Origin of the sequence: Chitinophaga sp., assembly GCF_019236475.1 — a bacterium.
GTDB lineage: Bacteria > Bacteroidota > Bacteroidia > Chitinophagales > Chitinophagaceae > Chitinophaga.
The window spans coordinates 544,166-556,594 of sequence record NZ_JAFAIX010000013.1 but is presented as its reverse complement, the minus strand read 5'-3'; the positions used below and the strand labels follow the sequence as shown (position 1 = coordinate 556,594).

The window sequence follows — 12,429 nt, the reverse complement described above, 5'->3', positions numbered from 1 at the left end:
ATATGGCCGCTCCTATTGTTAATATCTGCTGGTTCCGCCGTGATTTACGGCTGAAAGACCAAGCTGCGCTCTATCATGCGCTCCGCTCTGGAAAGCCCGTGCTGCCTGTATTTATCTTCGATACAAATATTCTAAATGACCTCGAAGATAAAGCAGATAAAAGGGTATTGTTTATCCACAATACGCTGGAACAAATCAATAAGCAACTGAAAAATTTCGGTTCCACCATCGAGATATATCATGGTACCCCTGTGGAGGCCTTCCGCCACTGGACCCAAAAATACCAGGTAGGCACAGTATATGCCAATCACGATTATGAACCTTATGCACGTCAGCGGGATGCCGCTGTGGCAAAGGAGTTGGAAGTGCAAGGAATTGGTTTCCTAACTTTCAAAGACCAAGTGATACTGGATAAAAAAGAAGTCTTAAAAGATAACGGTGAACCATATACGATTTTTACTCCCTATAGTAAAAAATGGCGGTCTGTGCTGACGCCATTTCATCTAAAATCTTATCCGGTAGATAAATATCTTTCGTATCTGTTTAAGGCGCGGAGTGAAACCCTTCCTTCGCTGACTAAGTTAGGGTTTGAAAAGCCTGATAATACGGAGTTTCCTGCTGCTGAACTGGATGAGGATATTATCAGTGATTATCGGGAGACACGTGATTATCCGTACCTAACAGGCACTACGAGGATTGGTCTGCATCTTCGATTTGGTACGATCAGTATTAGAGAGGTTATGCAATTGGCGCTCGACTTGAATGATACTTTTGTCAATGAACTCATTTGGCGGGAATTCTATCAGATGATACTCTGGCATTTTCCACATGTGGTAGGGCATTCCTTCAAGCGGGAATATGATCGTATTGTATGGCGAAATAATGAGGAGGAATTTAGTCGTTGGTGTGAAGGGAAAACAGGCTATCCCATTGTAGACGCTGGCATGCGAGAGCTGAACAGCACCGGTTTTATGCATAACCGGGTGCGCATGATCACCGCCAGTTTTCTGGCCAAACATTTACTCATTGATTGGAGATGGGGAGAAGCCTATTTTGCTGCTAAGTTGTTGGATTATGATCTCGCTAGTAATAATGGAAACTGGCAATGGGCGGCTAGGTCGGGATGTGATGCGGCCCCTTATTTCAGGGTATTTAATCCCAGTCTGCAAACGGAGCGATTCGACAAAGAAAATATTTACATCCGAAAGTGGGTACCAGAGCTGGGTACAGCGGATTATCCACCACAAATAATTGCCCATGACACGGCACGAAAGCGCGCGTTGGAAGTCTACGGTGCTGCGTTGAAAAATAAATGAAAAAGGTCCGGAACTTCCGGACCTTTTATCTTAGTTAGTTTCTTGCTTTTCCTGCTGCCATCATCAGCGCATCTACGGCTGCATGTCCCTCTTTGCCAAGATCTAAGCTGAAGTTATTCACATACAGATCAATATGTTGGCGCATCACTTGTTCATCCATTTCCTGTGCATGTGATTTCACATAATCAGACAATACAGGATATTCACCGTATGCATGCTGGAGGCTCTGATGGATCAGTTGATCCAAGGCAGCGCGTTTTTCGGCGTCGATATTCTTTTTGATGAAGATGCCGCCCAATGGAATAGGATTACCAGTAGTTTGTTCCCAGTATTCGCCCATATCCATCAACTTTTTGAGTCCTTTCAACTGATAAGTGAAACGGTTTTCGTGGATGATCACGCCGGCATCGGCTTCTCCGTTAAGTACTGCATTTTCGATTTCTGAAAACACCATGATCTTTTTCAGCTTTGCTTCTGGGAAAGCAATGGAGAAGAGGAGGTTAGCCGTGGTATTTTCACCAGGGATGGCGATGGTTTTGTTTTTAATATCATCCAGGGAGATATTGTCTCTCGCGATGAGCAGTGGCCCACAGCCGCGACCAAGTGCGCTACCACTGTTCAGGAGTTCGTATTGATCCCTTACTTTCAGGTATACGGCAAATGAGAGTTTAGTAACATCGAGTTTGCCTTGAATAGCCCAATTGTTGAGGGTTTCTACATCTTCCAGGTTCGTGTCGAAAGTAAATCCGTTCGTATCAATCTTATTATTCACCATGGCATCGAAGATGAAAGTATCATTCGGGCATGGAGAAAAGCCAAGCGTTAAATGCATATATCAAAAGTTTTTAATTGCAACAGCATAATGTTCTGTCAATTGCTGAATGGTATTGGTCAGCGTTTCATTGAGACTTTTCACGGCCTGTGGTATCTGCCATTTGCTTTTGTCCCTGACTTCCACGTAGTTGGAAAGGCTACGTAGTTGAAGGAAAGGAATATTTTGTTCTAGGCAGGCAAAATGAAATGCGGCACCTTCCATGCTTTCCACTTCCGGCTGGTATTTGGCTTCCAAACGAGCGATGGTAGGGGCACTGCCGCTTACCAGGTTCACAGAAACGCCTGTGGCAGCGGGTAGTTCGATGGGCAAAGGCCATGAACTGAAATTGTTTACCAAGCTGATCCCTGTAAAGGGCCGTTGGTCTGGCTGCCAGAGGTTTATATCAAATAAATCTTTAAACTGATCATTATCTTCCGCACCTAGATCTGCGAGGTATTCCTTTTCAATGGCTACAACGCTGCCCAGTGGCCAATCTTTCCGAAAAGTTCCTCCAATACCCGCCTGAATGGCGACATGGGGTGTATGGAGCGACAGGTATCTCCCTAAACTATAGGCGGTATGCATCATACCTATACCCGCAATGAGGATATCTATTTCGCAAACAGATAATCGGTATTTATGATTTGAAACCTGTTGGCTATTATGCTCCAGGAACTGCAGGAATGGCTGGATTTCCAGTGTGGTAGCTGCTGTGACCAGTATTTTCATGGGATAAATGTACGTCAAAAAAGAATGGCTGAAGTGTAAAACAATTGACAAGAATCGTGGTTATTTGGATACACTCATGGAATAGTGGTAAATTTGCGCAAAATTTATTTGCAATAATGATTTATTTAACGCGAGTAGAGAACTTTAATGCAGCGCATAAGTTGTCTAACCCGAACTGGAGTGCAGAAAAGAACGAAGAAGTTTTTGGAAAATGCGCCAATGTAAACTGGCACGGGCATAATTACGAACTGCATGTCACTATAAAAGGCAATCCTGATCCTGAAACAGGATTTGTTTTCAATGCTAAAACATTGGGAGTAATCATCAGGGATGTAATTATCGAAAAGATCGATCACAGAAATCTGAATATGGATGTGGATTTTATGGCGGGTAAATTTACTTCTGCCGAAAATCTTGCTATTGCCATCTGGGACCAGTTAGCCATGCATCTGCCATCCGAAATACAGCTACATTGCATCAAATTGTATGAAACTCCACGTATATATGTGGAATACTTTGGTGGTAAGTAAAAAGTACCATCAGACAGGCCAAGCATTTTCGAACTAAAACATATAAGGATGGCGTATCATAAGAATGACAGCTATGACGAGCAGACAACCACAGGTCTGATGGCAAACTACAAACAGTGCCTGGAATTGTTGGGAGAAGACTCGGAAAGGGAAGGTCTGGTGAAAACTCCTGAGCGTATGGCGAAAGCTATGCAATATCTTACGCAGGGCTACCAGCAAGACGCAAGGGCTATCCTCCATGGTGCTAAGTTCACGGAAGCATATAGTGAAATGGTGATTGTGAAAGATATTGAGTTATATTCCATGTGTGAGCATCATATGTTGCCTTTCTTCGGGAAAGCGCATGTAGCCTATATTCCGAATGGTTATATCACTGGTCTGAGCAAAGTGGCCCGCGTAGTAGACGTGTTTGCACGTCGTTTGCAGGTACAAGAGCGCCTGACACACCAGATCCTGGATGCTATCCAGGAAGCCCTGGAACCACAAGGAGTAGGCGTAGTTATCGAAGCACAACACCTCTGCATGATGATGCGTGGTGTACAAAAACAAAATTCGGTAACCACCACTTCTGCTTTCAGCGGTCAATTCCTACAGGAACCTACCCGTTCGGAATTCCTTAAACTGATCGGTAGATAGGAATGATCCCTTCCCTCATCACCTTTTTTAGGGGCTGACCAAAAAGTCAGGTAATCAGCGAGGCGTTACCGCTATCTGGCAATATAAGTTGACACCTTCGGTGTCAACGTGCGGAGTTCCGCGCTGCGCGCGGGTTGCTGCCGCAGATATTGTAAAGATGCTGCATTGACTTTGTGGTCAGCCCCTAATTTGTATATTTGAAATAATTTTTATTTGATATTCATCTTAATAAGATAACCAAAATGAAGCATGCTTTCGTATTTCCCGGACAAGGTTCACAGTTCCCGGGAATGGGCAAAAACCTGTATGACACCAATGCCAAGGCTAAAGAGCTGTTCGAGCGCGCCAATGAAATCCTGGGTTTCCGTATTTCCGATATTATGTTCTCCGGAACAGAAGAAGATCTGAAGCAAACTAAAGTTACGCAGCCTGCCGTATTCCTGCATGCCGTAATTGGTTTCCTTTGCACAGAGCATGGCCAGCCAGACATGGTTGCAGGTCACTCTCTGGGAGAATTCTCTGCCCTGGTAGCTAATGCCACTCTGTCTTTCGAGGAGGCCCTGAAACTGGTAGCCATCCGTGCCAATGCTATGCAAAAGGCATGTGAGCTGCAACCTTCCACTATGGCCGCTATCCTCGGTCTGGAAGATGCAAAAGTTGAAGAAATCTGTGCTGCCGTTACCGCTGAAACCGGCGAAGTAGTAGTAGCTGCAAACTATAACTGTCCTGGTCAGTTGGTAATTTCCGGTTCTATTAAAGGAATTGAAATTGCTTGCGAAAGAATGAAAGCTGCTGGTGCAAAACGTGCGCTGGTACTGCCTGTAGGTGGTGCTTTCCACTCTCCGCTGATGGCTCCTGCCAAAGAAGAACTGAAAGCAGCTATCGAAACAGCTACTTTCAACACACCTAACTGCCCTGTATACCAGAACGTAGTGGCTAAAGCCGTTACCGAACCTGCTGAAATCAAACAAAACCTGATTGATCAGCTAACCGGCGCTGTAAGATGGACACAATCCGTACAAGCAATGGTAGCCGATGGTGCAGGCGAATTCACCGAAGTAGGCCCTGGTAAAGTATTACAGGGACTGGTGCAGAAAATTCACAAAGAAACCGTGGTAAACGGCATCGAGAATAAATAATCTGGCGCCAGCGCCACCTAATCCAAAAAGGGGAATCGATATCACTGATATCAATTCCCCTTTTTTTCGTCGTCCATACCCAGTGGGCAAGGAGCCTTATTTTTTGATTTAAATCGACATAATCATTTCATACTGGCTCAGGTAATTCGTCATGCCGGCTTTTTCCAAGAAAGCGGCCATGCCATCTACCTTTTCCTCGATATTAATGATGGTGAATGTTCCTTGGAGGGTGGTGGCCACATGTTGTAACAAGGCACTACCAATTCCTTGGCGTCTGTATTTCGGAGCTACCGCCATATTACGTATACGCTTTGTGGGGGTATTGACACTAATGAAACCTGCTACTTCCCCGTTTACATGGGCTTCCCAGGTAACAGTGGTGACTTCCCGAATAATACTTCCTGGAAGATTGCTCCAGGACGGCTCCATGTCCATAAACAGGGAATATAAAGCCCAGTTGGGCTCCGGCTGTTGTACTATTTCGATGATGGGATTCATTGGCCCGGATAAGTTGATGTCTCCCTTAAAACATTGAAAAAAACGTTTTTTCTCAAAGCCGGTCTTTTCGTAGGTCTTGACAGCAGGTGTATTGGACGTGATCACTTCCAGCTTCAACGAGCGGATACCCTGCTCTTTGTAGCTAGGGATAAAGGTATCATACATTTTCCGGACGAGTTGCTGTCCGCGGAAATTGGGAATAACGCCTGTTCCGCCATTGTACAGCATTAACGGATTCGTGTCATCGTCTGGGCCTTGTAAGATAAAACCGGCCAGCTCATTACCATTGAAAGCGCCTATAGAGAAATGCCGCTGGAGGTTTTCCAGTTTCATTTTCTCTTCCAGTACAGCGTTGGTTAGGTGAAACGGAACGACGTAGTCACTGAAAGCCAGGTTGAACGTATTACAGATCTTGTCAGTAGCTTCGTTGTTCAGGTTTCTGAAATCGTTGAGAATGTTCATAACAATATGGATATACTCAATATTAAAGAGGAAATATATACGAAAAGCAGGGATTGTTATGAACGGAATTAGTGCTGCATTTCAATGCTGACATTAATCCACTCTGGATCGAATTTCGCTTGGAATTTTTTATAGAAATTGATAGCAGGTTCATTCCATTCCAATACCTGGAAAGTGATGCCACAGAACTGTTTTTCCTTTGCTTCCTGAAAGAGTTGATGGAACAACATCTCCCCAATTTTCTTCCCTCTCCATTTCTCTGTAACAATGAGATCTTCCAGGTATAAACGGCTACCTTTCCAGGTAGAATAGCGAACGTAATAGAGGGCAAAACCTGCGATAAATTCTTTCCCATCCACTTCTGTAACCGCCACAAATGCCTTCCATACTGGGTTCGGACCGAAACCTTTTTCTTCAAAGTGTTCCAAGGTTACCGTCACTTCTTGCGGCGCGTTTTCATATTCCGCCAGTTCCCGAATAAGTTCCAGCAAGCGCGGACAATCTTCTTTTCGTGCAACCCTTACCGTGATATTTTCCATATAGGTCTAATTTTCTAATGTATCTGCGATTTGTTTGAAGAGATCGGGCCACCAGTCTATCTTTCCCCATTGTTTTCCCAGTCGTACAATAACGGCCTGTTTGCGGGGACAAACATAAATAAACTGTCCTTTGACGCCCAACGCAAAGTAATCAAAATTGTGCGGATCTACCTGGTATCCCCACCAGAGATAGCCATAGTAGCCATGTGGCGCCGCGCTCCACTTGCATAAAGGGGGCGACATCCGGTTCATAAACCGCTTGGTATCTGCTTTTTCAGCCGGAGGCTGTACGGAAGCTTGTATCCAGTTGGCCGGAATAATTTGTTTTCCGTTCATGTGGCCGTTTTGGAGATATAGTTGCCCGAATTGTGCAAATGCCCGCGCCGTAGTGTTGAAGCCACTTTCCATTTTTGCGAAGCCCGACTGCTGGCTGTCTGTACTCCAGGTGGCGGGCGCCTCCGCGCCCATTGGTTGCCAGATGCGTTCACTGAGGTATTGTGCTGCCGGCATGCCAGTGGTTCTTTCCAGGATCAACCCCAATAGCAACAGGTTATAATTGCAGTAGTGATAGGCTGTTCCAGGGGTATATTCTAACTTGGCTTTGAGGGCGCTTTTTCGAAGGTCTAAGCCGTAATAAACAAGACCATCGTCCGACCAGGGAGTGACGCCTTCCCGGTATTGGAGGCCGGATCTCATCTCTAGCAAATGTGCGATCGTAATATCCCGGTATCCCTGGCGGTCAAATTCCGGCAGATATACTGCAATGCTATCTTGTATACTTGCTATAGCTCCTTCTTGGATGGCAATACCTATCAGCGCTGATGTGATCGATTTGGCAATGGAAAAGGAGGTATTGATGGAATCGGCATGATAGCCATTGAAATATTGTTCCGTAATGATCTTTCCATGTTGCAATATTAGGAAGGCAGTAGTGCCGGAATGGGTGAGTAAAGTAGTAGGATTGCCGGAAACTGCCGCCCCTCGAAATTTCCAATGCCATTGCGGTGGGAGGGGATACCTTGGGCCGTACTCCAGCAAGGTTTTATTCGGGCCGTTATGGACCGGGAAATGGGGAAACCGCTGGTAGTCGGTAATACGGGGGATATTCCAGCATATACATCTGTACAGATAAGTAAAGGAGTAGGGCATAGTGATGATTGTTTTGTAAATTGTTTCCATTTTCTGGCATTTGAAATCATGCAAAAAAAATGAAGGAACTCCTGCAAAAATATACAGCCTATAATCATTGGGCAAACAACGAAATAGTGACAGCTTTATTAAAATTGCCCCCTGAGCAGTCGGAACAGGAGCTGGGAGGTAGTTTCGGCACATTGAGAGACACGGTACTGCATATATGGAATGCAGAAAGTGTTTGGTATCAGCGTTTGATACTGGTGGAAAAGCCAGTAAGACCGGGAGATAACTACACTGGGGCCTTCGCAGATGCTTGCTCCGCCTGGGTTCGGCAATCCAAGCAGTTGGCCGACTGGGTGGCTGCTGCCACTCCGGCCAGATTGGGCCACGTGGTGGCTTTTACCCGCCAGAAGAATGAACATTATAAGATGCAAGTAGAAGATATTTTGATGCACGCCTGCAACCATAGCACCTTTCACCGGGGGCAGATTGTCCATATGTTGCGCCAGTTGGGAATAAAAAAAGTACCATCTACTGATTTCAATCGTTATACTAATAAGATTTAGTTCATTTTAATATTCATTATATTATTTTTGAACACATATTTTCAGGACAATCGTATAGTATATGAATGCGGCTTCTTTTTATAGTAAGGTACCCAGGCATCTGGTAGCAGTAGACTGTATCATTTTCGGCTTTGATGAAGGTAAGCTGAAGTTACTGGTAATAAAGCGTAAAGTGGCGCCAATGGCGGGAGAATGGTCGCTGGTAGGTGGATTTGTGCAGACAGATGAAAGTACTGATGATGCCGCGGCCAGGGTATTGAAACTGACCACAGGGCTGGATGATATTTATATGGATCAGTTGCATTGTTATGGAGAGGTGGCCCGGGATACTGGCGCCAGGGTAATTTCTGTAGCATATTACGCGCTGATACGCATCAAGGATCATGATAAGCCGCTGGCCCAGGAACATGGCGCACACTGGCTGGAACTGGAGAATATGCCTGAACTCATTTTCGACCATAAGAAAATGATCGAGGATGCATTGGTAAAACTCCGCGATAATGCACAATTCCATCCAATTGGATTTGAACTGCTGCCGGAAAAATTCACCTTGTCTCAACTACGCTGTCTGTATGAAGAGATCTATGGTCGTACATTGGATAAGCGTAACTTCCGTAAAAAGATATTATCCCTCGATGTAATGGAGAAGCTGGAAGAGAAGGATAAAACTTCCAGTAAGAAAGGAGCGCATCTCTACCGCTTTGATGCCGATAAGTACGATCAGTTAAAACGAAAAGGTCTCGTTTTCGAAATTTAAATTTCGTTCTCCATATAATCTGTTCATTGTCTTTCTCAGTTGTTCATTTTGTTCATTTTTGTTTACATGGAAATGAACAGTTGTTCTACTGCGATTTTCGCGATTTTTTGACTATTTTGGGTCATGCAATATGCATGCATGACTGAGTTGTATCCATATCTGAAAAAATTTCCGATTATACTTTTGCTACTGATGATGGCCCTACGATCGAAGGCACAGACTGCCGACATTGTTAGGCTACGTAAGGCATTAGAGCAAACCAAAGATAGCATCGCTTATGTAGACGGACTGAACAGACTGGCAACATTATACCAGGCTTGTCAGTTGGATAGCTGTGGCGCATATGCCAATAAGGCCGTGAAACTGGCTAGTAGTGTGAATTACGACGCCGGTCTTGTCACTGCGTTGAGAAATATGGGTAGCTATTATGCCTTTAAACCCAACCGTTACCTTTCCTACATATTTTATAATGAAAGTCTGACTGCCGCTAGAGCAGCAGGAGATTCAGCCAGTGTGGCCATGAATCAAATGAATATTGCCATATACCATCAATTTCTTGGTCAGCGTCAGGAGGCAGTGCATCTGATGGATACAGCCTTGAAGCGGGTGAAAGAAGTACACAACGATTCCCTCCGGGCATTGGTGCTGGCTAATTATTACATCATGCATGCCGCAGATACTGGCGTCAGCACACATCTAGCTGCTGTTGCCGCTCTAGACGAAGCCGCTGATGTCGCTAATAGATATCACGATTTCCGAGAGGTATTGTATACACGACTGTTGCACGCCAATGAAGAGGCGCAAGCAGGCCATCTGAAAGAGGCTTTTCATAGTATAGACAATGTGATAGATACCGCTGCAGTAGCAGGACTCAACTATATGGCGCTATATGGTAGTTTGCAAATGGCAGGATATAAATCGGCATTGAAACAGCCTGATAGCTTGGTGTATTACAACAAGGCATTGGATTATGCATTGAAAGGTGGCTATGGTGGGCTGATGCGACAAACACTCATCAAGTTGTACGAACACAGTATGCACCAGGGAGATACAGTACATGCTGATTATTATGCTGGCTTGCTAAAACAAGTACTACTGCAAGAAGAGGATACCCGTAAATCAGGAGCTGCTATTTTTATGGATTTTGCGGCTACAGATCGCCGGCTCGATTCACTAAAAATGCAACATTTATATCAACGAAAAGTATTAGCTACAAAAAGTACGGAGAACATCTTCTGGCGATACTTTTTGATATTCTTGTTAGTGATGTTGATTCTTCTAACATCATTATTGATCCATCTTTTTCAAGCGTATCGTGTCTCCCGTAATAATTCTCGTAAACTCGCTTTTATGCAACGGGAGCTGAATGAAAGAACAGAACAGTTGAAGATCAATGATGATTTTAAAAATAAATTGATTTCGTTGATTGCGCATGATTTTCGTAGTCCGTTAAATAATATTATCAGCATCAGCAATTTTGTAGAGGAAGACACGATTTCCTTGGACGATGCCAAGGATATGATTTTACAGGTGGATGTGCGGGCCAAAACAACGCTGCAAGTCTTCGATGGTATACTGCGATGGATGCATACACAGCTCAGTGGATTTGTATATCAGCCAATACCCTGTGTGGTAAAGAATCTTATCGGTGCTACAATTTCCACTGTGCATCTGTTAGCTGAAAAGAAGTTACAAATAGAGCTCAATATCGATGAAGATCTTAAGGTAATGGCGGATTATGAAATGTTACAGTTTGTGCACCGTAATTTTTTACATAATGCAGCTAAATTCACTCCAGATGGAATGACTATAACGGTAACGGCTATACGTGAAAATGATATGATAAAAGTGGCTGTTATAGATGAAGGTAGTGGAATAGATGCGACCGTGTTGCCCAACCTGTTTTCAGTAGAACAAACTACGGCGGCTAAAGGCCGTAAGCATAAAGGAGCGGGTGTTGCGCTCATTATTTGTAAAGATTTTATTGAGAAGATGAATGGCCATATCGGAGCAGAAAATAACAGTGAGAAAGGAGCGACCTTTTTTTATAGTCTGCCTGCTGCGCCTACAACCTGATAATTATGGTATTGCCTGTAAAATATAGCTATGTTTTGTGGATAGGATGCCTCCTGTTTGGATGCATACAGGTATCCTATGCCGGAACGCCTCGTCTGTCCAATAAAATGACAAGGGAGGAAATCTATCAACTGGCGAAAACCACTGATACCGCGAAAGATAGTATCAACTACCTGGAGTACCTGTTGAAACAACGCGCAGGAGCATCACTTGCGATGAAAAACAAATTGCAACAGGAGGCGATTCAGCAGAAAATACAGGAGAAAAAAAATACACAATTATTAACAGCAGGTGTGATAACTGTCACCCTATTAATGGTGATGCTTATCCTTAGTAGGTATTTTCATTTCCGTAGATCCAAGCGCCAGGAGGAAGAATTGACAAAAGGATATGCGGATATTTCTGAAAAAAATACAGCACTTAAGTCGCTGGATGAATTTAAGAATAAGCTGATTACTATTATTGCCAATGATTTTAGAGAACCGTTACAACAGATCACCACAGTAGCAGATGAGTTGAGCAGTGGACATATGAGTCGAGAAGAAATGCTAACTGCGATGAGGCGCATCGGAGAATCATCTCATAGAACATTAGAGGTATTTGAGAATGTGTTGCGCTGGATAAAGTTGCAACTCGCAGGGTATGTTTATACGCCAGGAGTTTGTAAAGTCGGAGAGGTGATGGAACAGGTGATCCCTGGCGTGTTTACACCGGAAACTAGTTCTTCATTATCTGTAGTGGATCGTATCCCGGATGACACAGAAGTATATGCCGATTATGAAATGTTGCAATTTGTTAGTCGACATATCCTGATAGCGGCGCATCGCAATGCCGTAGCAGATAGTTTGATTATCATGGATGCATGGCCAGATGAACACTTGATTTATATTTCTGTAGCCATCGATGTAGGCAAGAACGGGACGGATATTGCCGAAGGAATGTTTGCATGGCAGCGGGATATACGTGCATTGGGAATGGCTGTGAGTCGCGACTTTGCCATTCGCATGCGTGGCGATATCCAAGTAGAGGCAGGGGGAGATCGATATATTACTATTACATTGGCTTTACCAGTAGCATTGTAGCCCTATATCACAGTTCAGCCAACCTATATTTGTTATCAAATGGTAATGGTTGTTATTTCAAATAATTGTATTTTTATTGGATAGTTATCGTCGTACCATCCCCGTAAATGCCATATCAACTGAGTAGAATTCCGTATTCACGTAATCACTC

The 12,429-nt window shown here is 44.1% G+C and carries 13 protein-coding genes; 8 read left to right on the top strand and 5 right to left on the bottom strand.

The window, feature by feature from the left end:
• The first annotated feature begins 2 nt into the window (after positions 1–2).
• Positions 3–1,316 (top strand): deoxyribodipyrimidine photo-lyase, encoded by a 1,314-nt coding sequence (locus JO154_RS24240; RefSeq protein WP_291950993.1) that lies wholly within the window; start codon positions 3–5, stop codon positions 1,314–1,316.
• A 34-nt stretch (positions 1,317–1,350) separates the two neighbouring features.
• Here JO154_RS24240 and JO154_RS24235 read toward each other — a convergent pair whose 3' ends face one another.
• The gene (locus JO154_RS24235; RefSeq protein ID WP_291950989.1) at positions 1,351–2,148 is read right to left on the bottom strand and encodes a 1,4-dihydroxy-6-naphthoate synthase; all 798 of its coding nucleotides are present in this window, start codon (positions 2,146–2,148) and stop codon (positions 1,351–1,353) included.
• 3 nt (positions 2,149–2,151) lie between these two features.
• Positions 2,152–2,859, bottom strand: a complete 708-nt coding sequence (gene mqnB, locus JO154_RS24230; protein ID WP_291950985.1) for a futalosine hydrolase — start codon at positions 2,857–2,859, stop codon at positions 2,152–2,154.
• Positions 2,860–2,975: 116 nt separating this feature from the next.
• Here mqnB and JO154_RS24225 point away from each other — a divergent pair, with 116 nt between their 5' ends.
• From JO154_RS24225 to fabD, 3 genes are all read left to right on the top strand, one after another.
• Positions 2,976–3,389 carry a 6-carboxytetrahydropterin synthase gene (locus JO154_RS24225; protein ID WP_291950982.1) on the top strand — a complete coding sequence of 138 codons (414 nt, stop codon included), beginning with the start codon at positions 2,976–2,978 and terminating at the stop codon, positions 3,387–3,389.
• Positions 3,390–3,488: 99 nt separating this feature from the next.
• Complete coding sequence (folE, locus tag JO154_RS24220) at positions 3,489–4,025, top strand: GTP cyclohydrolase I FolE (protein WP_291951615.1); 537 nt, start codon at positions 3,489–3,491, stop codon at positions 4,023–4,025.
• Positions 4,026–4,267: 242 nt separating this feature from the next.
• Positions 4,268–5,164 carry an ACP S-malonyltransferase gene (fabD, locus tag JO154_RS24215; protein WP_291950978.1) on the top strand — a complete coding sequence of 299 codons (897 nt, stop codon included), beginning with the start codon at positions 4,268–4,270 and terminating at the stop codon, positions 5,162–5,164.
• A 108-nt stretch (positions 5,165–5,272) separates the two neighbouring features.
• Here the strand turns inward: fabD and JO154_RS24210 are convergent, their stop codons facing one another.
• The 3 genes from JO154_RS24210 to JO154_RS24200 all read right to left on the bottom strand — a co-directional run bounded on the left by JO154_RS24210 (position 5,273) and on the right by JO154_RS24200 (position 7,842).
• A complete protein-coding gene (locus tag JO154_RS24210) occupies positions 5,273–6,124 on the bottom strand; it encodes a GNAT family N-acetyltransferase (RefSeq protein ID WP_291950976.1) in 852 nt (283 codons plus the stop codon).
• A gap of 68 nt (positions 6,125–6,192) precedes the next feature.
• Positions 6,193–6,663, bottom strand: a complete 471-nt coding sequence (locus JO154_RS24205) for a GNAT family N-acetyltransferase (RefSeq protein ID WP_291950973.1) — start codon at positions 6,661–6,663, stop codon at positions 6,193–6,195.
• A gap of 6 nt (positions 6,664–6,669) precedes the next feature.
• On the bottom strand, positions 6,670–7,842 hold the full coding sequence (locus tag JO154_RS24200; RefSeq protein WP_291950970.1) for a serine hydrolase: 1,173 nt from the start codon (positions 7,840–7,842) through the stop codon (positions 6,670–6,672).
• 29 nt (positions 7,843–7,871) lie between these two features.
• Here JO154_RS24200 and JO154_RS24195 point away from each other — a divergent pair, with 29 nt between their 5' ends.
• The 4 genes from JO154_RS24195 to JO154_RS24180 all read left to right on the top strand — a co-directional run bounded on the left by JO154_RS24195 (position 7,872) and on the right by JO154_RS24180 (position 12,278).
• On the top strand, positions 7,872–8,363 hold the full coding sequence (locus JO154_RS24195; protein ID WP_291950968.1) for a DinB family protein: 492 nt from the start codon (positions 7,872–7,874) through the stop codon (positions 8,361–8,363).
• A gap of 61 nt (positions 8,364–8,424) precedes the next feature.
• Positions 8,425–9,120, top strand: coding sequence for an NUDIX domain-containing protein (locus JO154_RS24190; protein ID WP_291950965.1), 696 nt, complete (start codon positions 8,425–8,427; stop codon positions 9,118–9,120).
• Between the two features lie 138 nt (positions 9,121–9,258).
• Positions 9,259–11,196, top strand: coding sequence for a HAMP domain-containing sensor histidine kinase (locus JO154_RS24185; protein WP_291950962.1), 1,938 nt, complete (start codon positions 9,259–9,261; stop codon positions 11,194–11,196).
• Positions 11,197–11,201: 5 nt separating this feature from the next.
• Entirely contained in the window at positions 11,202–12,278 is a 1,077-nt protein-coding gene (locus JO154_RS24180; protein ID WP_291950959.1) for a hypothetical protein, read from the top strand.
• Positions 12,279–12,429 lie beyond the last annotated feature (151 nt).

Excerpts from the sequence above, each read along its gene's own strand:
- folE (WP_291951615.1), top strand. The coding sequence starts at position 3,489 with ATGGCAAACTACAAACAGTGCCTGGAATTGTTGGGAGAAGACTCGGAA.
- JO154_RS24195 (WP_291950968.1), top strand. The coding sequence starts at position 7,872 with ATGAAGGAACTCCTGCAAAAATATACAGCCTATAATCATTGGGCAAAC.
- JO154_RS24185 (WP_291950962.1), top strand. The coding sequence starts at position 9,259 with ATGACTGAGTTGTATCCATATCTGAAAAAATTTCCGATTATACTTTTG.
- fabD (WP_291950978.1), top strand. The coding sequence starts at position 4,268 with ATGAAGCATGCTTTCGTATTTCCCGGACAAGGTTCACAGTTCCCGGGA.
- JO154_RS24210 (WP_291950976.1), bottom strand. The coding sequence starts at position 6,124 with ATGAACATTCTCAACGATTTCAGAAACCTGAACAACGAAGCTACTGAC.
- mqnB (WP_291950985.1), bottom strand. The coding sequence starts at position 2,859 with ATGAAAATACTGGTCACAGCAGCTACCACACTGGAAATCCAGCCATTC.
- JO154_RS24240 (WP_291950993.1), top strand. The coding sequence starts at position 3 with ATGGCCGCTCCTATTGTTAATATCTGCTGGTTCCGCCGTGATTTACGG.
- JO154_RS24180 (WP_291950959.1), top strand. The coding sequence starts at position 11,202 with ATGGTATTGCCTGTAAAATATAGCTATGTTTTGTGGATAGGATGCCTC.
- JO154_RS24200 (WP_291950970.1), bottom strand. The coding sequence starts at position 7,842 with ATGGAAACAATTTACAAAACAATCATCACTATGCCCTACTCCTTTACT.
- JO154_RS24235 (WP_291950989.1), bottom strand. The coding sequence starts at position 2,148 with ATGCATTTAACGCTTGGCTTTTCTCCATGCCCGAATGATACTTTCATC.
- JO154_RS24190 (WP_291950965.1), top strand. The coding sequence starts at position 8,425 with ATGAATGCGGCTTCTTTTTATAGTAAGGTACCCAGGCATCTGGTAGCA.
- JO154_RS24225 (WP_291950982.1), top strand. The coding sequence starts at position 2,976 with ATGATTTATTTAACGCGAGTAGAGAACTTTAATGCAGCGCATAAGTTG.
- JO154_RS24205 (WP_291950973.1), bottom strand. The coding sequence starts at position 6,663 with ATGGAAAATATCACGGTAAGGGTTGCACGAAAAGAAGATTGTCCGCGC.